The sequence below is a fragment of the Streptomyces sp. NPDC017095 genome (assembly GCF_044332325.1).
Lineage (GTDB): Bacteria > Actinomycetota > Actinomycetes > Streptomycetales > Streptomycetaceae > Streptomyces.
Genome location: NZ_JBIROU010000017.1, coordinates 114,804 through 139,114, shown reverse-complemented (window position 1 = coordinate 139,114; position 24,311 = coordinate 114,804). Strand labels below are relative to the sequence as shown.

The following is a 24,311-nucleotide window of genomic DNA, read 5'->3' as shown; positions in this document are numbered from 1 at the left end:
GTGCCGCTGCGCTTTCTTCCCTGCCACGCAGCCCGCCAGTCCGGCAGTGTGATGGCCGTCGGAGCCCACCACAGCCAAGGCCACCGGCGGCGGATGCGGACACCAACGAAGGGAGGGACGGCGATGAGCGGCGGTATCGGAACGGCGGTGCACGTCCCGTCCTTCGCCGCCCGCGACGGACGGCGAGCGGTCGAGACCCGGTATGTGGACGGTCTCCCGCAGATCGTGGCCTGGGATCTGACGACGGGTCGGCGCCGCCAGGCGACCACCGCACCGCTGGGTGTGGAGACCGCCGCCATCGAGCCGGACGGCCACGGCCTGTGGTGGTTCGACGCCGCTCCCGGCGGTCAAGGCCGCTGGCTGCGCGGGCCGTTCGAGGGCGGCCACCCGCGCCCGGCGCTCGACGGCGTACCCGCCGGGCGGATGCACGGCCTGGCCTTCGACCCCCGCAGTGGCCTCGCCGCCGTCGGCGTCGGGGTCGCGGACCGCTCGCGGTACTACCTCGGCCGGCCGGGCGAGCGCGCCCGCCTGGTGGCCGAGGAGCCCGGCTATGCGGCAGTGGTAGGCCTGGCCCCCGGCGGCCGGCTGCTGGCCACCGCGGGGTGCCCGGCCGGACCGGCCGCGGTCCGGCTGTGGTCACCGGCCTCCGGCGTCCTCGTGGACGCCATCCCCGGCGCAGCGGGGGACGGCGACGGCGGCGCGGTGTGGGCGCTGGGCTTCCGCCCGGACCTCACCACCGCACGACCGGAACTGCTGCTCGTCCTCGAACGCGCGGGCCGCTACACCCTGGCCTTCTGGCGGCAGGGCGAGGGGATCCGTACGCACGGTCCCGGCTCCGCCCTCGACTTCGATACGGAGATCACCGCCTGCTGGTACGGGCCCGGCCGCACGGCGCTGGTCCAGCAGGACCGGGCGGGACGCAGCCGCCTGCTCCGCGCCGACCTCGACCGCGGTACGACGACGGTGCTTCCCACGCCCGAGGGTACGATCATCGACTTCTCCTGCGCACCCGACCGCACGGTCCACTGCCTGTGGAGCCGCGACGGCGAACCGCCCCGGCCACTGATCTGCCACCCGGAAAGCCAGGAGAGCCCGGAAAGTTCGGAAAGTGCGGAGCACCCGGAACCCCCGGAACGTCCCGACCGCTCCGACCGCTCCGGTCACTCCGGCCGCTCCACGACGGCGTCACGCGGCACGGCGCCCGGCGGAACGACCGGATCCAGGCGCCGCGAGCTGTGGACACGTCGGCCGTACGGGCAGATCCACAGCTTTGTGGCCACCCCGCCCGGCCGCAGGGCGGGCCACCGCCCCTGGCCGACGGTCTTCCTCGTCCACGGCGGGCCCCACACCCACGACCGGGACGCCTATGACGCCCGGACCGAGGCCCTGGTCCGGGCCGGATTCGCCGTGGTGCGCACCAACTACCGCGGCTCGACGGGCTACGGCCCCCGCTGGCGGGACGACTTCGGCCACCGGGTCGGCCTCGCCCAGCTCGAAGACCTCGCCGCGGTGCGCGGCCACCTCATCGACGCGGGAGTCTCGGAGCCGGGCCGTACCGGCCTGTGCGGCTACTCCTGGGGCGGCTATCTGACGCTGCTGGCGATGGGCGTCCAGCCCCGGCTGTGGGACGTGGGGCTGGCCGTCGCCCCGGTGGCCGACTACACGGCGGCGTACCAGGCGACGACGCCGGCGCTGCGGGAGGTCGACGACCGCCTCTTCGGCGGCACCCCCGAGCAGGTGCCACACCGCTATCGCGCGGCCTGCCCGATGACCTATGTGGGCCGCGTACGCGGCCCGCTCTTCCTCGCCGCCTCGGCGGACGACGAGAAGTGCCCTCCGGAACAGATCGAGCGCTATCTCGCCGCGCTGCGGCGCCGCGACGTCCCGCATCGCGTCCGGTGGCTCGGCGGCGGACACGACGTGGGCCGTGATCCAGCCGGACACGCCGCCGCCTGGGCCGCCATGGTGCGCTACGCCGACGACACGCTGCGCGCCTCCCCCAGAACCGCCGACCGCCGCAACAGCGGGCGGACCGGCTCGCACCACCCCGTCCACCACACCGAAGAAAGGTCAACCCCATGAAGCGTCACGGACTGCGCGTCGACCCCATCAGCGCCACCGAGCGGGAGCGCGGGATCATCATTCCGCCGCACACCCAGGCCGCCCTGGACAAGGCGGTCCCGGTCCGGCCGAACGGCCCGGCGCGGTCCTGCACCACCGGCACGAAGAAGAACACGGAGGAGAAGTCGCCGCTGCAGTGAGCCCAAGCAGCGCCGTAGCGGGGTGCCACGCCCGGCACCCCGCCGCGGCGCCGGCCGTACCGGTGAGGACAGGAAAACAGCATGACCACAGCTACGGCAGCGACGGCAGCACCCCGGACGAACAGTCCCCGGCCGGAGAAGCACCGGCCGGACAAGCCCGAGACGACGGAACCGCGCCAGAACCCGCCGACGTTCCTCAGCGACCCGTACCCGACCCTGGCCAGGATGCGGCAATCGGCCCCGGTCTCCGTGCTGCACAGCGACGGCGGCCTGCGGCTGTGGATCATCCCGCGCTACGCCGATGTCCGGGCCGCGCTCTTCGACCGCCGCTTCGCGCAGGATGTGCGGCGCGCCCAGGCCCTGGCCGACAGCCGGGTCGAGGGCGTCAACCTGGGCACCGAGATCACCCATATGCTCAGCAGCGATCCGCCCGACCACACCCGCCTGCGCCGCGTGGTCCAGGCAGCGTTCAGCCGCAAGCGGGTCGAGGCGATGCGGCCGATGGTCGAGCGCATCACCCTCGAACTCCTCGACGGGCTGGACGCGGCAGCCGCGCGCCACACGACCGGCACCACCAACGCCACGGTGGACCTGATACGTGACTTCGCCTTCCCGCTGCCGATCCTCGTCGTCTGCGAACTGCTCGGCTTCCCGCCCGAGGACCGCGACCTCTACCGGAAGTGGTCGACCGCCATCGTCACCCAGGAGGGCGACCACGCGGCGTTCCGGCGAGCCGTCCAGGAGATGGGCTCGTACGTCCTGGCCATCGCCGACCGGCGTATCCGCCGCAATGACCGTCCCGACGATCTGCTCACCGAGCTGCTGGCGGCCCGCGAGCGCGGAGAGCTGACGGACGACGAGATCGTGGGCATGGTCGCCCTGCTGCTGATCGGCGGGCATGAGACCACCGTGAACCTGCTGGGCACCTCCTGCCTCGCGCTGCTGCGCGATCCCGGCCAGGCCGCCTGGCTGCGCGCCGATCCCACCCGGATGCCCGGGGCCGTCGAGGAGTTCCTGCGCTACGACTCTCCCATCTGTATGGCCACCACCCGCTTCACCACCGAGCCGGTGGACGTCGGCGGGGTGGAGATCCCGCAGGACGAGTTCGTGCTGCTGTCCCTCGGCGCGGCCAACCGCGACCCGGCGCGCTTCCAGGACCCCGACCGTCTCATCCTCGACCGCAGGGACGCCGGCCATCTCGCCTTCGGCGGTGGCATCCACCGCTGCCTCGGGGCTCTGCTCGGCAAGCTGGAGACCGAGATCGCGCTCACCGCGCTCCTCGCCCGCTTCCCCGGAACGACCCTGGCCTGCCAGGAGCGCGACCTGCGCTGGCGCAACACGATGATGCTGCGCGGCCTGGAGTCGCTGCCCCTCACCCTGCGCCGCTGACCCCCGCCCCGACCCTGCCGCCCTCACAGCTGCTGCTCACCCTGGTCCGCTCGGACGCCGAGCGGACCAGGTTCGTCGAGTACGCGCGCGGCGGCCGGGTCGACGGGGTGCTGCTGATGTCCGTGCACGCCGAGGACCCGCTGCCCGACATGCTCGCCGACGCCGGGCTGCCCACGGTGCTGCTCGGCCGCCGCTCGGAGGAGGAGCAGGTCACCTACGTCGACGCGGACAACGCGGGCGGTGCGAGGGGAACACCGTCGATCAGCGGTTCGTGGCAGCCCGCCGGAGACGGCCCGGAGCTGTCCGGCGTCGACCTCGCCCGGGTCGCGCTGCACCAGGCCCGCGAAGCCGCCAGGAAGCGGGGCGAGAGCGAGGCTCGCGCCCCGCGCCGCCGCCGGACCCGTGTCGTGCAGCGCAACGGCCGAGAGCCGGCCGGGTTCGCCGCCGTGCTCCAGGGCCTGATGGCCGATCGGGCCTGGGACGTCCCGGCCGCCGGCGGCACCGTACTGGACCGCTGGCCCGACATCGCGGCCGCCACCGCCCGACCACGTGGCTGCCGTCGCCTTCCACCCGGAGACCGGCCAGCTGGACCTGCGCCCCGATTCCCCGGCCTACGCCACACTGCGCACACTTGACTGACTGAACACTCTCCTACATGCTGTCCTCATGCCCAGACCGAGGAGCGACGACAAGCGCGCGGCGATCATGGCCGCGGCCACGCGGATCATCGCTGCTCAGGGACTGGGCGCGGCGACGGCGACGATCGCGAAGGAGGCCGGCGTCTCGAACGGGTCGCTGTTCACCTACTTCAGCACCAAAGCGGATCTGCTGAACCAGCTCTACCTGGAGCTGAAGGGTGAGATGGGGGCAGTCGCATCCGGCGGCCTGCCCGCAGCCGACGCGCGCACCCAGCTGCTGCACGTGTGGTCGCGATGGACGGACTGGGCAACGGCCAATCCCCTGAAGCGCCGCACTCTCGCGCAGCTCCAGGTCTCCGACGAGATCACGGAGTCCACCCACGAGTCCGCGAACCGGACCATGGCAGGCATCGGAGAGATCCTGGAGCGCAGCCGGGCGAACGGCCCGATGCGCGATGTCCCGGCGGCTTTGGTGTTCACGTTGAGCAACGCCTTGGCCGAGGCAACCATCGACTACATCATCGGCGACCCGGACCGCGCCGACGAGCACAAGCAGTCCGGCTTCGACGCACTCTGGCGCATGATCGGCTGACCCGCCCCGGCTCCACTTCCCGGCACTCACGCACGCCCGTTGATGACTGACTAGTCAGATAACCAAGGAGCGTCATGCCCGACAAGCACTACGTCATCACCGGCCCCACCTCCGGCTTCGGCCGCCGCACCGCCCTCGAACTGGCCAAGCACGGCACCGTCGTGCTGGTCGGACGCGACGCCGCCAAGCTGGACGGCGTCCGCAGGAGCATCGAAGGCCGAGGCGGAAAGGCCCTGTCCGTCCTCTGCGACCTCTCGGACCTGACGAGCGTGCGACGCGCCGCCGCTCAGATCATCGAACTCGGCTTCCCGATCACCGGCGTGCTCAACAACGCCGGCATCTTCCCCGCCCGCCCCGGCACGAACGCTCTCGGCTGGGACATCGCCTACGCGACCAACCACATCGGGCCTTTCGCGTTCACCGAGACACTCGTGCCCCACCTCGAAGACGGCGCACAAGTGGTGTTCATCGTCTCGGCCGTCGAGGATCCGGAGCGCAAGCCCGCCACCATGTCCGGTTTCCGCGGCGGCCGGTACATCTCCGCCGAGGCGAGCACCCGTGGCGAGTGGCATCCCGGCGGCTCGAAACTGCCCGGCGGAGACGCCTACGCCACGTCCAAGCAGTGCAACCTGGCAACGGTGCTCGCCTTCGCCCGCGAGACACCCCGGCTGCGGTTCAACGCCATCGAGCCCGGCTTCGCCCCCGGCACGAATCTCGGCCGTGACGCCGGCCTGTTCCTGCGGCTGCTGTCGAAGTACGTGCTCTCGTCACTGGCCCCGCTCATCAAGTACTGGACCAACCCGGGCACCGCCGCTCGCGTGATCACCCGGATACTCACCGACGAATCGGACACCAGCGGCGTCTACTACGACGAGAAAGGGCGTCCCATGCGGGGTTCCGCGCAGGTACACGACCCCGCGTTCAACGCGCGGGTAGTCGCCGAGACCCGGGCGCTGCTGGGGACAGTGCACGGCTGAGGAAGGAGTCGGGGCCGCCTCCTGACGCTACCGGAGCGTGGGTTCAAGCAGCAGTTCGCTCAGTTCCGCCGGCATGGTGATCATGCAGTCGTGCCCGGTCGGCAGTTCCCGTATCCGTGCCGGGGAGCCGTTGGGCTGTGTGGCGGGGACGGGCCGCCGCACGATGCCTTCCGGCTGCGCGCCGACGCAGTGGATGTGCGTGCGCGGAATGGAGCCCACGGCAGGGTTGTCCAGCCGGACCGGTTGCTGCAGGGAGCGCACCGGATGGTCGGAGAGCGTCGCACGCAGCCATGCGACGTCCGCCGGGTCGGTGACGCCGAACAGGCCGAAGGGCGGCGGAAGTTCGGGCAGCGGCGGAATGCGCCAGCCGTCGTCGGACTTGGCGGCGAGATCGATCAGGTTCTGGGTCATGGGCTGCACGTCGACGGCGGTCTCGCCGTGCTCCGGGACCATCGCGTCGAGGTACACCAGGTGCGCGATCCGCTCCGGTACCTCGTTGGCCACGGACGAGACGACCAGCCCCGCGTAGCTGTGGCCCACGAGCACCACCTCGGTCAGGTTCTTCTCGTGGATCAGCCGGACGACGTCCGCGACATGCGTGTCGAGCCCCACCTCGGGACCGAGCAGATGTGCCTTGTCGCCGTAGCCGGTCAGCGAGGGCGCGAACACGCGGTGTCCGGCCGATTCCAGCAGCGGAACCACCCGCTCCCAGCACCGGCCGCTGTGCCAGGCGCCGTGTACCAGCAGAAAAGTCGACATGAGGTTTTTCCTCTTCAGGGCGTGGGGGCGCGCGAGCATGGTGGTTCCTGTTTGCGCCTCGGTACTCTTCGGGAACCGAAATCATCGTGCTGCACCTGCCGCACCTTGATCAATAAGGCACATTTCGGTGCCCCGGTTCTCTGGAGGTAACCATGGGCGGCACAGTGGGCGGGGAGTCGCGGCCGGCACGGTCCGAGGACCCGTGCAAGGCCCGTGAGGTGCTCGGCATCGTCGGCGACAAGTGGTCGCTGCTGGTCGTGCGCCACCTCAGCCAGGGACCGCGCCGCTTCACCGAACTCAAGCGGGCCGTCGACGGGATCAGCCAGCGCATGCTCACCGTCACCCTGCGCAGCCTGGAACGCGACGGAATCCTCACCCGGACCGTCCGCAACGTCATGCCGCCGCACGTCAGTTACGAACTCACTCCGATGGGCAGAACCCTCCGCGAAGCCACCGCGCCCCTGTTGGAGTGGAGCATCGCGCACCTGACGCACATCGACGCCGCCCGCGCCGTGTACGACGCCCGCCCCGACACCTCGCCCGCCTGACCCCGCAGCTCAGACGCCGGACGTACGCTCAGAGCACGTCCGCGCCGGGCGCGTCTGGCGGGTCGCGCAGGATGTCCGCGGTGATGTCCGCGAGCGTCTGGCCGGTGCGGAAGGCTTCGGCCCGCATGACGGCCAGCGCGTCCCCGTGGCTCGACTGCCGGCGCGCGGCCAGCGCCACGACCGCACGTGCGGTGTCGAACCAGTGGGCACGAACGACCGGCTCCGGGTCCCAGGCGGGCGGCCGGGACCCGGTGATGATCACTTCCCGTACCGGCAGGAGCGCGGCTGTCACGGCATCGGCCACGTGGGACGCCCGCTCCAGGCCCTCCTCGTCCAACGCGCGGGGCCGTAGCCCCAGCAGGTCGATCGATCCCAGGACGTAGTCGCCGAAGAAGAGGGGCAGCGCGTACACCGATCGCACCTGCGGCAGTTTCTCGCCCATGGTGGCCCCGAACAGCGGCCAGGGCGTCGGTTCGCCCGCGAGGTCGTCCACCGCCACGGGCTCACCGGTGCGCGCGGCGTTGATACAGGGGCCCTCCAGCACGGTGAACTGGATCTCCTCCAGGCACAGCGCGGCATCGTCCGACGCGGCGAGCAGCTGACGGGAAGGTGTGTCGGTCAACAGCGACACCGTCGCGCCGTCCACCTCCAGCCCGTCGCGGACCGCCGCGCACACCCGGCGCGGGATCTCGTGCAGGGCACCGCCTCGCGCGGCGGAGGCGACGAGCCGCGCCGCGCTGCGGGCGTCCGCGGTCACGAGGCAGCCCGCCGCGCCGGTGGGGAAGCGGCGTGGCCGTGTTCCGGGACACGCCCACGGTACGCACCGGACGGCATCGGACGGCGCGGCTGACGAGAAGTGCCGAGTGACTGACGTAGTGCCATGCGGGGCGGACTACCCGGTCTGCTCGCGTCCACACAAAAGCCGTGACCCGGTCCGGGCTGTGCGCGCCCGGCGCATCCACCGCAGCGGTCGCCGGCCGGGTACGGGCACACCGCGCGTCGGACTGTTCACGGTCTGCTCGCGAGCCCCGGGTCCCGTGCTTCGGCGCCGGTGGGAGGCTGAGCGGTGACGCGTGCCAGTGTCTCCAGCGGCCGGGACAGCACCTCGGAGAAGGCGAGTTCGGCGGCGCCGACCAGGATGGCGTCGCCGCCGAGTTCGCTGACGCGCAGGCGCAGGTCCTCCCGGCAGGCAAGGAGAGCGCTGGTGTTGACGCGGCTGCGTACCTGCGCGGCGGAGGCGAGGAAGACGTCGCGGAGGGTGCCGCCGAAGACGATCACGTCCGGATTGAAGAGGTTGGCGAGGGTGGAGACGCCGATGCCGAGCCAGTCTCCGATGAGGTGCAGCGCCGCACGTGCGCTGACATCACCCCGCTCGGCGGCCGTGACCACGGCCCGCACCGCGTCGGTGCCGGCGACACGGCTGTCGCGGCCCGCGGCTTCCAACAGGGTCCGCTCGCCCGCCTCGGCCTCCAGACAGCCGTAGGCTCCACAGCCGCACCGCCGTCCTTCGCGCGGATTGACCGTGATGTGGCCGACCTCGCCGGCGTAGCCGCGTTCACCGCGCAGGAGTTCACCCTCGACGACGATCCCTGCGCCGATGCCGATCTCACCGTGGAGGTAGATGAGGTTCCGGCTGCCGCTGCCGGCGCCGCGCCTGTGTTCGGCGAGGGCACCGAGGTTGGCCTCGTTCGCGACGAGGACCGGGAGGGGCAGGCGCAGCCTGGCCTCCAGCTCTGCGGCGAAGTCGACGTCCTTCCAGCCCATGTTGGGCGTGAGGGTGACCAGTCCGTCGGGGTGGCGGACGATGCCGCGCACCGCCACGGCCGCGCCGACGCACGAGCTGCCCTCACGCGCCGAGGCGAGCATCTGCTCGGCGTAGTCGGCGAGTATGTCCGCGACCTCCGCGGGGTTCTGCGGGTGTCCCTGCGGCCAGGAGCATTCCCGCCTGTCCAGGAACACCCCACCGAGCCCGATGAGGGCGGCCGCCAGACGCTCCACGCCGACGTCGAAGGCCAGCACGTGCGCGCACGTGGGCTCCGGGCGCACCACCAGCGAGGGACGCCCGGCCCGGCCGGTGTCCTGCGGCAGCTCCTCACGCACGAGGCCGGCTGCCGACAGGTCACTGACCAGGCCGAGGATGGTGCTGCGGTTCAGACCCATCCGGGCGGTGAGGACGGCTCGCGAGGTGGGCCCGTCGAGATGGACGTGGCGCAGCAGGGTGCCGAGGTTGTGCTGGCGGATCTCTTCCTGGGATGGGCCAGCTTTCATCGCGAGACAACCTCAATGTCGAACCGAACGGCGGCGGGACAGTGCGTCCACACCGGCGGCCACCAGCAGCACCGATCCCGTGACAGCGTACTTGACGCCCGAGGAGTAACCCATCAGGCCCATGCCGTTCTGGATCACGGCGACGACCAGGCCGCCCAGGACGGCGTCCACGACGCGTCCCCGGCCGCCGAAGAGGCTCGTACCCCCGATGACGGCGCTGCCGACAGCGAGCAGCAGGACGTTGCTGCCGCCGGTGTTGGGGTCGACGGAGTTCCCTCGGGAAGCGGCGATGATGCCGCCGACGGCCGCCATGGCGGAGCAGATGACGAAGGCGGCGATGCGGATGAACGCGACGTTGATCCCGGCGCGCCGGGCCGCTTCCGGGCTGCCGCCGACGGCGTAGATGTGCAGGCCGAACCCGGTGCGCTGGAGGACGAGCGTGCCGAGCAGGACGAGGGCGCTGATGACCGGCACGACGATCGGCACGCCCTTGAGCGAGTCCACGACGACGTTGCGGCTGCGTTCCTGGTTGAGCAGGAACACGGCCAGCCCGCCGAGTACGGCGATCCCTCCGATCCGCACGGCGAGAAGCACCGGGGGCACGCCCTGCAGACCCCGCTTGCGGCGGTCCCGGCCGCGGCGGAGCTGTACGCCGGCGTAGACGAGGACGCACCCGGCCAGCAGGGCCCAGCCGAAGAGGGGGCTCAGGTTCTTGTTGGCGATGGCGAGGACCGTGGGGTCCTTGATCGAGATGTTGGTGCCTTCCTTGAGCAGGATGAGCACCACGCCCTGGAAGCCGAGGAACGCGGCCAGGGTGACGACGAACGAGGGGATGCCGACCTTGGCCACCAGGCCGCCGATGAGGAATCCGATGGCGACGCCGGTCAGCATGGCGGCGGCCACCGCGCCGTACCAGGGCCATCCCTGGTTGGTCAGCAGGATGGCCAGTACGGCGGCGCAGACGCCGCTGGCGTAACCGGCGGACAGGTCGATCTCGCCGAGGAGGAGGACGAACACGAGTCCCATGGCGATGGCGATGCTGCCCGCGCTCTGCGTCAGGAGATTGGCGAAGTTCAGGTTCGACAGGAAGACCGGGCGCAGGATGGAGAAGAAGGCGCACAGGACGACCAGGCCGCCCACGGCGGGCAGGGCGCCGAGTTCGCCGCCGCGCAGCCGCTCCAGGTAGCCGCGGCCGACGTCGCGCAGGCTGAGTGCGGCGGGCTGTGCGGGGGCGGCGGTGCCGGACTGGTTCTGCTTCTGGGGTGTGACGGCGGCGCTCATACTGCGGCTCCCTTGGCGGAAGTGGTCAGGCCGAGGTCGCCGCTGCGGCCCGAGGTGATCAGTTCGACGACTTGCGCGTGGGTGACGTCCGAGGTCTTCACCTGGGCCGCCATGCGCCCGAGGTACAGGGCGGCTATGCGGTCGGACACCGCGAAGACGTCGTTCATGTTGTGCGAGATGAGCACGACGGCCAGGCCCTTGTCGGCCAGCCGGCGCACCAGTTCCAGCACCTGTGCGGTCTGGGCGACGCCGAGGGCGGCGGTGGGCTCGTCGAGGATGACCAGCTTGCTGTTCCACAGCACGGCCTTGGCGATGGCGACGGTCTGGCGCTGGCCCCCGGAGAGGCTGGAGACCTTCTGACGCAGCGACTTGACCGTGCGGACGGACAGCCCCTTCAGTGTCGCGGCGGCCATCTGCTCCATGGTCGAGTCGTCGAGGACCAGACCGCGGCGCTTCTCGCGCCCCAGGAACATGTTCTGCACGATGTCGAGGTTGTCGCACAGCGCGAGGTCCTGGTAGACGATCTCCACGCCGAGCGCCGCGGCGTCGCGCGGGTTGCGGACCTGGACCGGGTTCCCGTCGAACAGGTACTCCCCGCCGTCGATGGGGTGGATTCCGCCGATGCACTTGACGAGGGTCGATTTGCCGGCGCCGTTGTCGCCGACGAGGGCGGTGACCTCTCCGGGGTACGCGCTGAGGGCGACGTCGTGCAGTACCTGGACCGGACCGAAACTCTTGTCGATTCCGCGCAGTTCGAGAATCGGACTCGATGTCATGGGGGACACTCCTGATAGGGCTGAGCGTGAGCGGGTCCCGTGTCGCGGCAGGCCCGGGACCCGCGGGACGCGGTCGGAGGCGACGGGCTACTTGATGCCGGCCTTGGCGCACAGGGCCGCGTACTTGCCCGTGCACAGCTCGGCCTTGTCGACGTAGCCGTCGTCGACGACGTCCTTGACGTTGTTCTTGAAGATGGCCACCGGCGTCAGGAGCTGTGCCGCCACGTCGCGGTTGCCGTCCGGGTCGTGCACGCGGGCGTTGGTCTTGCCCTTCTTGCCGTGGGCGAGGTCGATCGCGAGGGAGGCCGCCGCGTCGGCCTCCTTCTTGACGGCCTTGTAGACGGTCATGCACTGCTCGCCGGCGAGGACGTTCTGCAGGCCCTGCACGGTGGCGTCCTGGCCGGTGACGGGCACGCGCCCGTTGCGGTGGTTCTTGCGCAGGACGGCGATGGCGGCGTTGGCGAGGCCGTCGTTGGCCGCGAGGACACCGTCGATGTCGGGCCGGCTCGTGTACATCTGCTCGAAGATGGTCCCGGCCTGGCCGCTGTCCCAGTCGGGCACGGACTGGTTCGGTCCCTTGACGAACTCGCCCGAGGCGTACTTGGGGTCGAGGACGCTGTTGTAGCCGTTGGCGAAGAGCGTGGCGTTGTTGTCCGTCGGCGAGCCGTTGAGTTCGGCCACGACGGGCTTCGCCGTCTTCTGGTCGCTCAGGCACTTCACGAGGCCCTGGCCCTGTAGCTTGCCGACGCCGGAGTTGTCGAAGCTGACGTAGTACTGGGCGGAGCCGCCCAGCGTGAGCCGGTCGTAGTCGATGGTGGCCACACCCTGCGACTTGGCCTTGTCGAGGACTGCCTTGCCGGTGCCGCTGTCGAGGTTCACGATGATCAGCACGTTCACGCCGTTGGTGATCATCTGGTCGGCGATGGTCTGGAACGCCTGCTTGTCCCCCTCGGCGTTCTGGATGTCGTAGTCCACCCCGGCCGCCTTGAACGCCGCACCGAGGTACGTCCGGTCTGCGGTCTCCCAGCGGACGGACGACTTGCTGTCGGGGAGGATGACGCCGATCTTCGGCTTGGCGTCGGTCCCGTCGGACCCGGCACTGGCGGAGGAGTTTCCGCAGGCGGTGAGCGCGGTGAGCATGACCGCGGACGCGGAGGCAGCGACGAGGAGGGATCCCTTGCGCATGGCAGGGTCCTTTCGGGATGGGGCGTGCCCGGGGCTGAGCCGGACGTGCGGGGGCGGTGGAGGCGGGATGCGCACCCGGTGTCGGCACCGAGCGGTCTCCGTGAAAGTTGTGGGCGAAAACTTACGTCGCGAAGGACGGTCACGCCAGACTTCGGACAGGCGGCAACGTAACGATCCGGTCACCCCGTAGGGGTGGGGAGCGGAGCGCCGGAGGGGTGGGGCTTCCTGTCGGCAACGTCCTCTGCGCGAGTGCTACTTGGGGGTGTCGGGGAGGGGTGTTCCCGCTCAACCCGCAATCCCCGGGTTCCAGCGGAACTCTCGAGTCATCGGCGTACGCCTCCCGACGGCTTTGTCGCACGCTGCAACAATCTCGCTGGGGCGGGCGAGGAATGGCCACCGTCGTCCTCGGCCGGCCGACATGCCGCCGGCGCCCCGGCTGCCGCGCATACGGCCGCTGCCCCGGCGCCGTCGAGGACGGCGCCGGGGCAGCGGTTTCAACTGCGCATGCCGACCCTCCCGTCGGCCGGTGCGCGGTCGGCCAACGGGAGGGTCGGCGTGATCTCTCACCCGGCGACGCGGCGGAGAGTTCGTACGTGCGAGCGTGCGGGTCAGCCGTCGAGCGCGGTGAGTGCCTGCGCGTACTGGTCGTCGGCGACCGGCTCCAGCCAGGTGGTGCCGTCGCCGCCCGTGTCACCGACGACCATGGCGATGTGCGCCATGAGGTGGGAGTCGGTGGCGCCGTGCCAGTGCTCTTCCCCGGCCGGACACTTCACGGTCTCGCCGGCGCTCACGCGCACGACGTTGCCGTCACGGGTGCCGACCAAGCCGACGCCGTCGGTGATGTAGAGGGTCTGACCGTTGGCGTGGGAGTGCCAGTTGGTGCGGGCGCCCGGCGTGAAGCGGACCAGGGCGGCGGCCAGCCGGGCGGGCTCGGCCGGGGCTTCGATCATGTTGAGGTAGACGTCGCCGGTGAACCGCTCGGCCGGGGCCTTGACCGTCGGCGTGGACGTGATGTGTTCCATGATGATGTGTTCCTCGCTGGTGTGGAAAAGGGGGGATTCGGCGATCAGACGGAGCCGCGCTCTTCGGCGATCTTCTTCAGCTGGCTGACGGCGGTCATGGCGTTGGGCCAGCCCGCATAGAAGGCCAGGTGGGTGAGCGCTTCGGACAGCTCCTCCAGGGTGAGGCCGTTGTCCAGGGCGACGCCGAGGTGGTAGGCCAGCTGCTCACCGCGGTAGAGCGCGGCCAGCGCGCTCACCGTGACCAGGCTCCGGTCCCGCGGTGACAGGCCGGGGCGTTCCCAGACATCGCCGAAGAGGACGTCGTTGGTCACCTCGACCAGCTTGGGAGCGATCGTCTTCAGCTCCTCGGGAGCGGACTGCTGGGGCATGGGGTCTCTCCATTTCTCGTACGGGCGTACGGGCGTACGGGCGTTCGGGCGTCAGCCGGTTTCTGATCTCGGGGTCGGGCTACTGGGCGACGTAGCCGCCGTCGACGGGCAGGGCCACTCCGACGACGAAGCCGGCGCCGGGGCTGCACAGCCACAGGACGGCCTGGGCGACCTCGTCGGCGGTGCCGAGGCGGTTGATGGGCTGGCTCGCCTGGGCGGCTGCGCGGTCGAGCTCTCCCTTGGCGATCATGTCGCTGACCATCGGCGTGTCGATGGTGCCGGGGCAGACGGCATTGACGCGGATGCCGCGCGGGGCGTATTCGAGGGCGGCGCTGGTGGTCAGGCCGATGACCCCGTGCTTGGTGGCGTGGTAGGAGGCGCGGCCGGGAAGGCCGACGAGCCCGCCGAGGGACGAGCAGTTGACGACGGCGCCGCTGCCCTGGACGCGCATGTGGCGCAGCTCGTGCTTCATGCAGGCCCACACTCCGCGCAGGTTGACGGCGTTGACGCGGTCGAACTGGTCGGCGCTTTCCTCGGCGGCGTCGGTGGGCGGGACCTGGATGCCGGCGTTGTTGTAGGCCATGTCGAGGCGGCCGAAGGTGTCGACGGTGCGATCGACGGCGGCGGCGACCTGCTGCTCGTCGGTGACGTCGCAGACCAGGGCGAGGGCTCGGTGTCCGGCGTCGGTGAGTTCTCGGGCGGCCTGGTGCACGGCGGCTTCGTCGATGTCGGCGAGGGCGACGGCGGCACCCGCGGTGGCGAAGGCGCGGGCGGTGGCCAGGCCCATGCCGGAGGAAGCACCGGTGACGAAGGCGACCTGGCCGGTGAAGTCGTAGGTGGGGTTCATGAGCGGTCTCCTGTGCCGAGGGGTGAGTGGACGAGGGGGCGCCGGTCAGTGCCGGGGCGACGGGACGGCGTCGTCGCGTGCCGGAACCGGGGTGGTGTGCGCGGCGCTGATGCCCGGGGTGCGGGAGGGTGCGCGGAGGGTGAGCGCGATGAGGGGAAGCAGGGTGAGGGCCGCGGAGACCGCGCCGACGAGGACGGGCCCCGTGAGACCGAGCCTGGAATCCAGGGCCCGGCCGGCGACGGCGGAACCGGCGGCGATGCCGGTGTTGTAGGCCGAGGTGGTCAGCGCCGAGGTGAGGGTCGGGGCGTCGCCGGCGAAGCGGACGGCGAGGGAGGTGACGACGGGGTTGACGGTGAACCCGGTCAGCGCCATGAGGAACACCAGGACGACGGCCGTCACCGGGTTGTCCGACAGCGGGATGAGCAGCAGCAGGGTCACTGCGGTCGCCGCGGCGGCGGTGAGCGTCGTAGCCATGGGACGGCGTTCTCCCAGGCGCCCGCCGAGGGTGTTGCCGCCCAGGGCCCCGGCCCCGAACGCGACCAGCACCAGCGGCACGGCGCCCGCCGCGATGCCCGCGCGGCCGGTTCAGGAGCGGCGTGATGTAGGTGTAGGCCGCCAGGACGCCGCCCATGATCAGCACGGCGGCGGCGAGCGCCAGCCACAGCCGGCCCTGACGCAGGGCCCGGATCTCGGCGCGGACCGACACGTCGGCCCGCTGGGTGGCGGCCGGGATGAAGCGGCCGACGAGTGCTGCCGCCAGGGCGGCGAGTACGGCCAGCGCCCAGAAGGGTCCGCGCCAGCCGGTGAACCGGCCCGCGAAGGAGCCGATCGGGACGCCGACGACGTTGGCCAGGGTGAGGCCGCCCATCATGACGCTGACGGCCCGGGTGGACCTGCCGGGGCCCGCGGCGGAGGTGGCGACGACGAACCCGACCGCCCAGAACGCCCCGGTGGCCAGTGCGGTGACGAACCGGGCGGCCAGCAGGACCGTGAAGGAGGGGGTGAGGGCCGCGACGGCATGGCCGAGGGCGAACACGGCCAGCGCGGCAACCAGGGTCTGCCGCCGGGGCAGGCGCAGGGTGGCCATGGCCATGACCGGTCCCCCGGTGATCATGCCGATCGCGAACGCGGTGATCAGCAGGCCCGCCTGGGACACGCTGACGGAGAGGTCGTTCGAGATCTCCGGGAGCAGTCCGGCGATGACGAACTCGGTGGTGCCCATCAGGAAGGTGCCGGCGGCCAGCACCCAGACGACGAAGGGCAGCTGACCGGTGACGGTCCGGGCTGCGGAGGGCATACGGGTGGTTCTCTTCCTGGGGTGGGTGCAAAAGGACGCGGAGGATCAGGTCGCGGCTTCGACGCGGACCGAGGTGGCCCTGGCCAGCCGGACGAGGTCGGCACTGCTGTCGAGGCGACCGAGGAGGACCAGGCCGGGTGAGTGCTCGCCGTCGCGGTAGAAGAAGGCGAGGTTGCCCCAGGGCGCGTAATAGGCCAGGTCACCGGCCTTCGGTGTGACGGCGTCCGGGGCGCCGGAGGTGTCCAGCGCGCGCGGCGGGTCACCGATCCGCTCGGTCCGGTGGAAGTCCCTCATGGTCACGGTCAGCGGCAGCAATGCGGCGAAGTCACGCGCGGTGCGGCTGTCGTGCAGGGTGGCCTCGACCGGATGATCGTCGAGGGTGAGCCGGATGTGCATGGCGGGGTCCTTCTCGGGCGGGGCACTGGGCGGGGCGGAGACCGACGGCTCGCGCCCTCCTGCGGGCGCCGTCGCGCCGGGCCCGGCGGGACGGGGGCCCGCAGGGGAACCGTCGGCACAGGCGGTCACCGCGAACAGGAACGCGGCCGCCGGAAGGGTGCCGGCCAGGACACGGCGGGTGGTCGGGTGCATGGGCGGCGTCCGGGAGTGGGCAGGGGGCAGGGACCGGCGGAGTGCCGGAAACCGGTGCCGGGCCGGGTGGGTCAGGGCTTGAGGAGCGCCTTGACGGCACGGCGCTCGTCCATGGCCCGGTAGCCCTCGGCGACCTGCTCCAGGGGCAGGACGAGATCGAAGACCTTGCCCGGGTCGATGCGGCCGGTCAGGACGCGCTCGACGAGGTCGGGCAGGTAGCGGCGCACAGGGGCGGGGCCGCCGCGCAGGCCGACGTGGGAGAAGAAGAGTTCCTGGCCGTCCACGGCCACCTCGTGGGGTACGCCGACGAAGCCGACGTTGCCGCCGGGCCGCGCGGAGTGCAGCGCCTGCCGCATGGCCTGGGCGGTGCCGACGCACTCCAGGACGGAGTCGGCGCCGATCCCGCCGGTGAGGTCCTTGATCCGGGCGACGCCCTCGTCACCGCGTTCGGTGACGATGTCGGTGGCGCCGAATTCCCGGGCGAGCCGCTGGCGGGTCTCATGGCGGCTCATGACGATGATCCGTTCCGCGCCCTGCTCCTTCGCCGCTATCACGGCGCACAGACCGACCGCTCCGTCGCCGACGACCACGGCGGTGGAGCCCGGCCGCACCTCGGCGGCGTCGGCGGCCCACCAGCCGGTGCCCATCACGTCGGAGACGGCCAGCAGACCGGGCCAGAACTCCTCGCCCGGCACCTCGTCCGTGGCGACCAGGGTGCCCTGGGCCTGGGGGATGCGCACGTACTCGGCCTGGCAGGTGCTCATGAACTCGCGCCGCAGGCAGTTCGACTGGAAGCCGTTCTGGCAGTTCGCGCAGGTGTTGTCGGAGGTGGCGAACGAGCCGACGACGAACTGGCCCGGCCTGACGGAGGTGACCTCCGCTCCCACCTCTTCGACGAAGCCGACGTACTCGTGCCCCATCGGATGGGCCCCGCCGATCGGCTCCAGGCCGCGCCAGGGCCACAGGTCCGAGCCGCACACGCAGGTGACGGCCGTGCGGATGATCGCGTCGGTGGGGTGGAGGATCTTCGGGTCGTCCAGGTTCTCGAAGCGGACGTCACGGGGGGCGTGGATCACTGCGCCGCGCATGAGGGGGTTCCTTTGCGTGCCGAGGCGATGCGGTACGGCGTACCGGCAGTCGCCGGGTGCGGGACGGACCGGCCGCGGGGGACTGGCTGTCGTCGTCGGCCGGGTGCGGACTGTCCGCCGGCCCGCTCGACGGCCGGGCGGAAAGCCCCACGTCATCCAGGTAACCTCCTCCCGACGCGCGGAGCGAGTCACCGTCAAGGGGTGTACCGGCAGTACATCCCTCCGGCCGCGGTCCGGCGCACCGGAACCGGCCGCGACCCCGCGACAAGGACGGCGGGAGCCTCAGCCTCGACGGCACCGGCCTCGTCGGGAAAGGCACCGCTGCGAGGGCGCGCGGCGCCAGTGCTCCGGCAGCTGGAGCCTGGAGCAGCCTGTCCGGGCGCAGGGGCGGCCCAGGGCAGTGGGCCGCCCCTGCGTGAGTGCGGGGGGACCGGGCCGTGTCAGCCGAGGCTGAGGATGGGGTTTCCGGTGGTGGCGTCGTCCACGCCCACCAGGTGGTACCAGGTGCCGGCCGTCGGCCGCACGGGGGAGTCGGCCCGTGCCTCGGCCGCGGACGTGCTGTCGGCTGCCCGCCGGGTGAAGGAGAACGCGCCGGTGGATCCGCTCAGTTGCAAGTAGAACCCGCTGAGCTGGTCGCCGTCGATGCTGACGGCTGTCTGGTACCCGTCGGCCGAGTCCAGCTTGACCCAGGCGGAGACCGTGAAGCTCCGCGAGGTGTCCACGACCGGCGCGGGGATGTCGGCGTTGCCGTTCCCCGTGCCGTCCAGGTGGAGAACGTGCTCGCCGACCTGTCCTGTCGTCCAGGCCGCCCCGGCTCCCAGGATGGCGTCCGGCGCGTTGCCGGAGGAGTCCGCCGCGGTCGTGCCGCTGCTTCGTCCAGCGTCCGGGCCGCGGCGACGGGCGTCGCCGCGGCAGCCGAGGGACTGGTGCCCAAGCCGGTCAGCGGCGTCCGGCCCGTGCGGCCGGAGGCGCAACGAGGGGTAGACCGAACCCGCAAAGTCCAGGCCGTGCCCCTCCGCCACCGGTTCGCTGCGCAGCGAGTTCCGGTAGCCGTTGCCGGGCGGACCGGCGTAGCCCCTGGTGGGCGAGTCGCCAGCGGCATCAGACGGGAAGGGGCGGGCGGATCGGCCCATCAGTGCGATGTAAAGGTTTTGTGCGGCAACATACGCCGTCGGGACGGGTCCCGCCAGACGTGGAACGACGCGGATTCGTGATCGTGCGATGCGCGAACGCTGACATCCACCGGATCGCGCTTCAAGGTGCTGCGGATGACACGATGTACGGGGTCCGGGGCCTGCCCGCCGCGTGGTGGCGCGCCCGCAACAGCCCCGCTCGGCCCGGTCGCCGGCGCGCACCTCGGCGGTTGCCGACGGGTGCGCGGAACTCCCGGGAGGCGGAGCGCCACGCCCGGTGCAGGGCTGTCACCCTTCGTCGATCCTGCGGTTACGCAGTCATGTCGGCACGGGGTCTGGTGCGATCCTCGGCGGCAGCGTATGTTGCCGCACACAACGTTCAACTGAAGCCCGATTCCCCGGACTTCCCTGCAACCGCCCCCTCGGTCACCCCATTCCGTTGCCACCATCTCGCGGCCGGCAACGGACCCGCGTCCGGCCCCGGCCGGAGCGGTCCCCGTGACCGGCGCACGACCGGCTGCGGGTCCGCGAGCCGGCGTACTGCTGCCACCATCCGCGCCGCGCCGCGCCCCGCCCCATCCGATCCGCACACTGCGCAAGGAGACCCGATGTACTGGAAGAACACACCTGCGAGACACGCGGTCATGGCGACCGTGTGCTCCCTGGCCCTGGTGGGCACCGCCGCCGCCACGGCCCAGGCGAGCCGGGCGGCCGCGGTGCGGGCGACGGTGCCGATCTACCTGGACACGCACTACTCCTTCCAGGAACGCGCGGCGGACCTGGTGTCACGGATGACGCTGGACGAGAAGGCGCTGCAGCTCCGCACGAACAGCGCCCCCGCCCTCCCGCGCCTGGGCGTGCAGCAGTACACGTACTGGAGCGAGGGACAGCACGGCATCAACACCCTGTTCGCGAACAACAATCCGGGTTCGGTCGGGGGCGGAGTGCACGCCACGAGTTTCCCGACGAACTTCGCGGCGTCGATGTCCTGGGACAAGGACCTGGTCTACCAGGAGACCACGGCGGTCTCCGACGAGGCCCGGGGACTGCTGGACAAGTCGCTGTGGGGGACCGGACAGAACAACCTCGGGCCGTCGAAGGACGACTACGGCATGCTCACCTACTGGGCCCCGACGGTGAACCTCAGCCGGGACCCGCGGTGGGGCCGCAACGACGAGGCGTTCGGTGAAGACCCCTACTTCGTGGGCCAGATGGCCGGTGCGTTCGTCAACGGCTACCAGGGCCAGAACCCCGACGGCAGCCGGCAGGGCAAGTACCTGAAGGTCGCAGCGACGGCGAAGCACTACGCGCTCAACGACGTCGAGCAGGACCGCACCGGCATCAGCTCCGATGTCGGCGACGACGACCTGTACGACTACTACACCGCGCAGTTCAGGAGCCTGATCGAGAAGGCGCACGTCGCGGGCCTGATGACCTCGTACAACGCGATCAACGGCACCCCGTCGGCGGCGAACACGTACACGACGAACCAGATCGCGCAGCGCACCTACGGCTTCGGCGGGTACATCACCTCCGACTGCGGTGCGGTGGGCACCACGTACAAGGACTTCCCCGGCGGGCACAACTGGGCGCCGCCCGGCTGGACCACCGACGGCAAGGGCACCAACGCGACCTGGACCAACAGCGCGACCGGGCAGAAGGTGTCCGGGGCGGCCGGTGGCCAGGCGTACGCGCTCCGGGCCGGCACCAACGTCAACTGCACGGGTGACGAGGCCACGCCCGCCAATGTGGAGCAGGCCATCAAGGCCGGTGTGCTCAGCGAGGGGGTGATCGACAACGCGCTGGTGCACCTGTTCACCGTACGGATGGAGACCGGCGAGTTCGACCCGGTGGACCAGCAGCCGTACACGAAGATCAAGAAGGACGTGATCGAGTCCCCGGCCCACCAGGAACTCGCACGGAAGATCGCCGACAACTCCCTGGTCCTGCTGCAGAACCACAAGGCCGGCACGGCCGGGGCCCCGCTGCTGCCCGCCGATCCGGCGAAGCTGGGCAAGGTCGTCATCGTCGGCGACCAGGCGGGCAAGGTCTCCCTCGGCGGCTACTCCGGTGACCCCACCAAGAAGGTGGACGCCGTCCAGGGCATCACCGCCCAGGTCAAGGCGGCCAACCCCGGCGCCGACATCGTCTACGACGCGGCCGGCACGTCCACCACCGCGACCGGCGAGGCGACGCTGAGCGAGCGGACGCAGGCCGACATCAAGGACGCCGACCTGGTGATCATCGCGGTGGGCACCGACGACGCCACCGCCGGCGAGGGCCACGACCGCAGCGGCCTGGCCCTGCCCGGCAACTACGGCAGCCTCATCGACCAGGTGACCGCGCTGGGCAACCCCAGGACCGTCCTGGACATCCAGGCGGGCGGCCCGGTGGCCATCGAGTCCTACCGCGCCAAGGTCGCCTCGATCGTCTTCGCCGGCTACAACGGCGAATCGCAGGGCGACGCGCTGGCCGACGTGCTCTTCGGCAGGCAGAACCCGGGCGGACACCTGAACTTCACCTGGTACAAGGACGACTCCCAGCTGCCCGCGATCTCGGACTACGACCTGGCGCCCAGCGGCACCGGCGGGCTGGGCCGCACCTACCGGTACTTCACCGGCACCCCGACCTACCCCTTCGGCTACGGCCTGAGCTACACCACCTTCGCCTACTCCCACATCCGCGCCGACCGCTCCTCGGTCAACGCCGACGGGAGCGTGAACGTCGGCTTCGACGTCACCAACACCGGCACCGTCGCGGGCACCACGGTCGCCCAGCTCTACGCCGCCACCGACTTCGAGGTCAAGGGCCGCGAACTGCCCCGGAAGCGCCTGGCCGGCTTCGCCAAGACCAGGACGCTGGCCCCCGGCGCCACCCAGCACCTCACCCTCCGCGTGCACGTGCCCGGCCTGGCCTTCCACGACGGGCAGCGGGCCAAGCAGGTCGTCTACGCCGGCCGGTACCGCTTCCAGGTCGGACCCGACGCGTCCACCACCGCCGGATCGGCGAAGGTGGCCGTCCACGGCAGCCTCACCCCGCACGTGCAGTACGTGACCGTGCAGCCCGAGGCCGTGGTCTACGACGCCGGCGACACCATCGACCTCACCGGCCGCAACCGGTGGATCAAGGACGACACGGACCGGGCCCGGCAGCCCGGCCGCAACCTGGGCGTCACCGCCGACCACGTCGTCGAAGCGGTCAACGACGACGGCTCCTTCCTGGACCTGTCCAAGGCCAGGGTGACCTACCGCAGCAGCGACCCGTCCGTCGCGACCGTGAACACCCAGGGCGTCGTCACCGCGGTCGGCAACGGCGCCGCCACCATCAGCGCCACCGTCGGCGGGGTCACCGGCTCGGCCGTGATCCGGGTCCACCACAGCCTGGCCGTCAGCACCCACCCGATCCTCAAGCCCGGCGCGAACGCGACGGTGACGACCACCTACACCAACACCGCCGCCGTACCCCTGGCCGACGCCACCGTGTCGCTGTCCGTGCCCGACGGGTGGACCGCCACGCCGGACACTCCGGCCACCTTCGCCGACATCCCCGCCGGCGCCTCGGTGAAGACCACGTGGACCGTCACACCGCCGGCCGGCGCCAAGCCCGGCCCCTACGCCCTCGCCGCCTCCGCCACCTACCGGGGCGCCAAGGCCAGCGACGACGTCGCCACCCAACTGAACATCCCCTACGCCTCCCTGAACGACATCGTCACCAACACCGGCATCAGTGACGACGCCGCACCCGGCGCCGGCGACCTCGACGGCGGCGGCCAGAGCCTGTCCCAGCAGGCCCTCGCCGCGCAGGGCATCACGCCCGGCGGAACCGTCGAGCACGACGGTGTGACCTTCTCCTGGCCCACCACCGGCACCGGCAAGCCCGACAACATCATCGCCGCCGGCCAGACCGTCCCCTACACCGGCAGCGGCGCCAAGCTGGGCTTCCTTGCCACCGGCACCTACGGCAACGCCTCCGGCAGCGGTCTCGTCACCTACACCGACGGCACCACCCAGCCCTACACCCTGGCCGTGGCCGACTGGTGGAACAACAGCCCCGTCGACGGCAGCGACATCCTCGCCACCACCGACTACTTCAACAACGGTGGCGGAAAGGCCGACCAGAAGGTCAGCGTCTACGCGGCCACCGTCCCGCTCCAGGCCGGCAAGACCGTCGCCTACCTGACACTGCCGAACGTCGGCCCGGACGCGGCGAAGAGCCAGGTGGCCCTGCACATCTTCGCCACCGCCATCGGCTGACAGCCGACGACACCCAGAGGGGCGCCGCACCCAGCGGCGCCCCTCCAAACAGTTCGCGGCACGGGTCGTGGTCGACGGCGGTGCCATCGCGAGGCATGCGGTGTCCGGGCTGGCTGGCCGACTGCTGAACAGCCTTGCACGTAGCGCCGGCGTGTACGTCTCCGGCTTGGCCGAACCGACCATCGGCAAGGAAGCCCGCAAGGACCTGGGCCTGCTCGGTTCGTACGCGCTGGAGTATGACATCACCTAACACCAAGGGGGATACACTGAGCCGCCGGTACCGGGCCTGAGACGACCAAGTAGGCGGAACATGACGGTGTTTCGTGGAGGCCCGATCGGCGCTGTCGTCCTCTCGGTCCTGGGCGCGGCCCTCCTGCTGGGGAGCTGTGCCGGCGGCGGCCGGGACAAGCTCGCTGCGCGGCAAGTCGCCGGGGTCTGGCAGGGCTCTGACGGCGGGCGCGTCGAGTTCCACGACGACGGCACCTTCCGGATGTCGGGCATCCCGCGCAGTGCCGTCGAGTTCGGCTTCGGCAAGCCCACGACCGGCACAGGCCGACTGTCCGGGCGGGGTGACTGGGAGCTGGAGGGCAACACCGGGCGCAGTGACAGCATCGAGCTGCGCTTCTCGGCGGGAGGTTCCTTCCGTGACGACTCCGAATCCACCCTGCTCCAGGTGACGAAGAGTGGTGACCATCCGGTGCTCTACTTCGACATCAACCCCGACAAGGGGTACGGCTACGAGGTGCGGCGGGCTGGATGACACCGCACGCATGACGTACCGGTGCAGGTTGCCGCGCTCCTCATCTGTGGTGCTGCGTGATCTGGCAGCCTCCGGACATGTCAGAGCCGCGCCGTCAGCCTTTTGGTGGGGTGCGTCCATGGCGACGAGTCACTATCCGGTCGTCCAGGCGGTCCGGCTGTCCGACACCTCCACGGCGTCAGACCGGATCGAGTCGGACCGGTGAGCTGGCGGTTGCCGACGTCGGCGAATACCCCGGCTGACCGGCCGCCGGAGGGCATGGCATCGGCGAGTGTGTGCTG

At 71.2% G+C, this 24,311-nt stretch carries 21 protein-coding genes and 2 pseudogenes; 9 read left to right on the top strand and 14 right to left on the bottom strand.

Going from position 1 to position 24,311, the window contains the following annotated elements; genetic code table 11:
* The first annotated feature begins 123 nt into the window (after positions 1-123).
* The 6 genes and pseudogenes from ACH4OA_RS28895 to ACH4OA_RS28870 all read left to right on the top strand — a co-directional run bounded on the left by ACH4OA_RS28895 (position 124) and on the right by ACH4OA_RS28870 (position 5,857).
* Complete coding sequence (locus ACH4OA_RS28895) at positions 124-2,082, top strand: alpha/beta hydrolase family protein (protein WP_397972016.1); 1,959 nt, start codon at positions 124-126, stop codon at positions 2,080-2,082.
* Positions 2,079-2,261 (top strand): hypothetical protein, encoded by a 183-nt coding sequence (locus tag ACH4OA_RS28890; protein WP_397940045.1) that lies wholly within the window; start codon positions 2,079-2,081, stop codon positions 2,259-2,261. The genes ACH4OA_RS28895 and ACH4OA_RS28890 overlap by 4 nt, the downstream gene beginning before the upstream one ends.
* A gap of 81 nt (positions 2,262-2,342) precedes the next feature.
* On the top strand, positions 2,343-3,650 hold the full coding sequence (locus tag ACH4OA_RS28885; protein WP_397972014.1) for a cytochrome P450: 1,308 nt from the start codon (positions 2,343-2,345) through the stop codon (positions 3,648-3,650).
* A gap of 26 nt (positions 3,651-3,676) precedes the next feature.
* A pseudogene (locus ACH4OA_RS28880) lies at positions 3,677-3,901 on the top strand (LacI family transcriptional regulator); the annotation flags it as partial.
* Positions 3,902-4,316: 415 nt separating this feature from the next.
* Positions 4,317-4,880 carry a TetR/AcrR family transcriptional regulator gene (locus ACH4OA_RS28875; RefSeq protein WP_397972011.1) on the top strand — a complete coding sequence of 188 codons (564 nt, stop codon included), beginning with the start codon at positions 4,317-4,319 and terminating at the stop codon, positions 4,878-4,880.
* 74 nt (positions 4,881-4,954) lie between these two features.
* Positions 4,955-5,857 carry an SDR family NAD(P)-dependent oxidoreductase gene (locus tag ACH4OA_RS28870; RefSeq protein ID WP_397972008.1) on the top strand — a complete coding sequence of 301 codons (903 nt, stop codon included), beginning with the start codon at positions 4,955-4,957 and terminating at the stop codon, positions 5,855-5,857.
* 27 nt (positions 5,858-5,884) lie between these two features.
* Here the strand turns inward: ACH4OA_RS28870 and ACH4OA_RS28865 are convergent, their stop codons facing one another.
* A complete protein-coding gene (locus ACH4OA_RS28865; RefSeq protein WP_397972005.1) occupies positions 5,885-6,616 on the bottom strand; it encodes an alpha/beta fold hydrolase in 732 nt (243 codons plus the stop codon).
* Positions 6,617-6,768: 152 nt separating this feature from the next.
* Between ACH4OA_RS28865 and ACH4OA_RS28860 the strand changes: the two genes are divergently transcribed.
* A complete protein-coding gene (locus ACH4OA_RS28860; RefSeq protein WP_397972003.1) occupies positions 6,769-7,164 on the top strand; it encodes a winged helix-turn-helix transcriptional regulator in 396 nt (131 codons plus the stop codon).
* Positions 7,165-7,192: 28 nt separating this feature from the next.
* Here the strand turns inward: ACH4OA_RS28860 and ACH4OA_RS28855 are convergent, their stop codons facing one another.
* The 13 genes and pseudogenes from ACH4OA_RS28855 to ACH4OA_RS28795 form a co-directional block, all read right to left on the bottom strand.
* Positions 7,193-7,921, bottom strand: coding sequence for a GAF domain-containing protein (locus tag ACH4OA_RS28855; RefSeq protein WP_397972000.1), 729 nt, complete (start codon positions 7,919-7,921; stop codon positions 7,193-7,195).
* 251 nt (positions 7,922-8,172) lie between these two features.
* On the bottom strand, positions 8,173-9,432 hold the full coding sequence (locus ACH4OA_RS28850; protein ID WP_397940034.1) for an ROK family protein: 1,260 nt from the start codon (positions 9,430-9,432) through the stop codon (positions 8,173-8,175).
* A gap of 12 nt (positions 9,433-9,444) precedes the next feature.
* Positions 9,445-10,713 (bottom strand): sugar ABC transporter permease, encoded by a 1,269-nt coding sequence (locus tag ACH4OA_RS28845; protein WP_397940032.1) that lies wholly within the window; start codon positions 10,711-10,713, stop codon positions 9,445-9,447.
* The gene (locus ACH4OA_RS28840; protein WP_397948478.1) at positions 10,710-11,489 is read right to left on the bottom strand and encodes an ATP-binding cassette domain-containing protein; all 780 of its coding nucleotides are present in this window, start codon (positions 11,487-11,489) and stop codon (positions 10,710-10,712) included. Before ACH4OA_RS28840 ends, ACH4OA_RS28845 begins: the two co-directional genes overlap by 4 nt.
* 87 nt (positions 11,490-11,576) lie before the next feature.
* Entirely contained in the window at positions 11,577-12,674 is a 1,098-nt protein-coding gene (locus tag ACH4OA_RS28835; RefSeq protein ID WP_397940029.1) for a sugar ABC transporter substrate-binding protein, read from the bottom strand.
* 608 nt (positions 12,675-13,282) lie between these two features.
* Positions 13,283-13,696: a cupin domain-containing protein gene (locus ACH4OA_RS28830; RefSeq protein ID WP_365880640.1), complete on the bottom strand. Its 414-nt coding sequence runs from the start codon at positions 13,694-13,696 to the stop codon at positions 13,283-13,285.
* A gap of 44 nt (positions 13,697-13,740) precedes the next feature.
* Positions 13,741-14,064: a carboxymuconolactone decarboxylase family protein gene (locus ACH4OA_RS28825; protein WP_397971997.1), complete on the bottom strand. Its 324-nt coding sequence runs from the start codon at positions 14,062-14,064 to the stop codon at positions 13,741-13,743.
* 79 nt (positions 14,065-14,143) lie between these two features.
* On the bottom strand, positions 14,144-14,911 hold the full coding sequence (locus ACH4OA_RS28820; RefSeq protein ID WP_397971994.1) for a glucose 1-dehydrogenase: 768 nt from the start codon (positions 14,909-14,911) through the stop codon (positions 14,144-14,146).
* 45 nt (positions 14,912-14,956) lie between these two features.
* Positions 14,957-15,385: a hypothetical protein gene (locus tag ACH4OA_RS28815; RefSeq protein ID WP_397971991.1), complete on the bottom strand. Its 429-nt coding sequence runs from the start codon at positions 15,383-15,385 to the stop codon at positions 14,957-14,959.
* Positions 15,386-15,551: 166 nt separating this feature from the next.
* A pseudogene (locus tag ACH4OA_RS28810) lies at positions 15,552-16,133 on the bottom strand (MFS transporter); the annotation flags it as partial.
* A 120-nt stretch (positions 16,134-16,253) separates the two neighbouring features.
* Entirely contained in the window at positions 16,254-16,796 is a 543-nt protein-coding gene (locus ACH4OA_RS28805) for a cyclophilin-like fold protein (RefSeq protein WP_397971988.1), read from the bottom strand.
* Between the two features lie 71 nt (positions 16,797-16,867).
* The gene (locus ACH4OA_RS28800) at positions 16,868-17,884 is read right to left on the bottom strand and encodes a zinc-dependent alcohol dehydrogenase family protein (protein ID WP_397971985.1); all 1,017 of its coding nucleotides are present in this window, start codon (positions 17,882-17,884) and stop codon (positions 16,868-16,870) included.
* Between the two features lie 440 nt (positions 17,885-18,324).
* The gene (locus ACH4OA_RS28795; protein ID WP_397971982.1) at positions 18,325-19,017 is read right to left on the bottom strand and encodes a LamG-like jellyroll fold domain-containing protein; all 693 of its coding nucleotides are present in this window, start codon (positions 19,015-19,017) and stop codon (positions 18,325-18,327) included.
* A gap of 608 nt (positions 19,018-19,625) precedes the next feature.
* On the opposite strand from ACH4OA_RS28795, the gene ACH4OA_RS28790 reads away from it, so the two are divergent.
* Positions 19,626-23,270 (top strand): glycoside hydrolase family 3 C-terminal domain-containing protein, encoded by a 3,645-nt coding sequence (locus ACH4OA_RS28790; RefSeq protein ID WP_397971980.1) that lies wholly within the window; start codon positions 19,626-19,628, stop codon positions 23,268-23,270.
* Positions 23,271-23,580: 310 nt separating this feature from the next.
* Positions 23,581-24,030: a hypothetical protein gene (locus ACH4OA_RS28785; protein WP_397971977.1), complete on the top strand. Its 450-nt coding sequence runs from the start codon at positions 23,581-23,583 to the stop codon at positions 24,028-24,030.
* The last annotated feature ends 281 nt before the right edge of the window (positions 24,031-24,311 follow it).

Excerpts from the sequence above, each read along its gene's own strand:
- ACH4OA_RS28890 (WP_397940045.1), top strand. The coding sequence starts at position 2,079 with ATGAAGCGTCACGGACTGCGCGTCGACCCCATCAGCGCCACCGAGCGG.
- ACH4OA_RS28840 (WP_397948478.1), bottom strand. The coding sequence starts at position 11,489 with ATGACATCGAGTCCGATTCTCGAACTGCGCGGAATCGACAAGAGTTTC.
- ACH4OA_RS28870 (WP_397972008.1), top strand. The coding sequence starts at position 4,955 with ATGCCCGACAAGCACTACGTCATCACCGGCCCCACCTCCGGCTTCGGC.
- ACH4OA_RS28825 (WP_397971997.1), bottom strand. The coding sequence starts at position 14,064 with ATGCCCCAGCAGTCCGCTCCCGAGGAGCTGAAGACGATCGCTCCCAAG.
- ACH4OA_RS28815 (WP_397971991.1), bottom strand. The coding sequence starts at position 15,385 with ATGGCTACGACGCTCACCGCCGCCGCGGCGACCGCAGTGACCCTGCTG.
- ACH4OA_RS28895 (WP_397972016.1), top strand. The coding sequence starts at position 124 with ATGAGCGGCGGTATCGGAACGGCGGTGCACGTCCCGTCCTTCGCCGCC.
- ACH4OA_RS28860 (WP_397972003.1), top strand. The coding sequence starts at position 6,769 with ATGGGCGGCACAGTGGGCGGGGAGTCGCGGCCGGCACGGTCCGAGGAC.
- ACH4OA_RS28875 (WP_397972011.1), top strand. The coding sequence starts at position 4,317 with ATGCCCAGACCGAGGAGCGACGACAAGCGCGCGGCGATCATGGCCGCG.
- ACH4OA_RS28820 (WP_397971994.1), bottom strand. The coding sequence starts at position 14,911 with ATGAACCCCACCTACGACTTCACCGGCCAGGTCGCCTTCGTCACCGGT.
- ACH4OA_RS28845 (WP_397940032.1), bottom strand. The coding sequence starts at position 10,713 with ATGAGCGCCGCCGTCACACCCCAGAAGCAGAACCAGTCCGGCACCGCC.
- ACH4OA_RS28800 (WP_397971985.1), bottom strand. The coding sequence starts at position 17,884 with ATGCGCGGCGCAGTGATCCACGCCCCCCGTGACGTCCGCTTCGAGAAC.
- ACH4OA_RS28865 (WP_397972005.1), bottom strand. The coding sequence starts at position 6,616 with ATGTCGACTTTTCTGCTGGTACACGGCGCCTGGCACAGCGGCCGGTGC.
- ACH4OA_RS28885 (WP_397972014.1), top strand. The coding sequence starts at position 2,343 with ATGACCACAGCTACGGCAGCGACGGCAGCACCCCGGACGAACAGTCCC.
- ACH4OA_RS28785 (WP_397971977.1), top strand. The coding sequence starts at position 23,581 with ATGACGGTGTTTCGTGGAGGCCCGATCGGCGCTGTCGTCCTCTCGGTC.
- ACH4OA_RS28850 (WP_397940034.1), bottom strand. The coding sequence starts at position 9,432 with ATGAAAGCTGGCCCATCCCAGGAAGAGATCCGCCAGCACAACCTCGGC.
- ACH4OA_RS28830 (WP_365880640.1), bottom strand. The coding sequence starts at position 13,696 with ATGGAACACATCACGTCCACGCCGACGGTCAAGGCCCCGGCCGAGCGG.
- ACH4OA_RS28835 (WP_397940029.1), bottom strand. The coding sequence starts at position 12,674 with ATGCGCAAGGGATCCCTCCTCGTCGCTGCCTCCGCGTCCGCGGTCATG.
- ACH4OA_RS28795 (WP_397971982.1), bottom strand. The coding sequence starts at position 19,017 with ATGGGCCGATCCGCCCGCCCCTTCCCGTCTGATGCCGCTGGCGACTCG.
- ACH4OA_RS28805 (WP_397971988.1), bottom strand. The coding sequence starts at position 16,796 with ATGCACCCGACCACCCGCCGTGTCCTGGCCGGCACCCTTCCGGCGGCC.
- ACH4OA_RS28790 (WP_397971980.1), top strand. The coding sequence starts at position 19,626 with ATGTACTGGAAGAACACACCTGCGAGACACGCGGTCATGGCGACCGTG.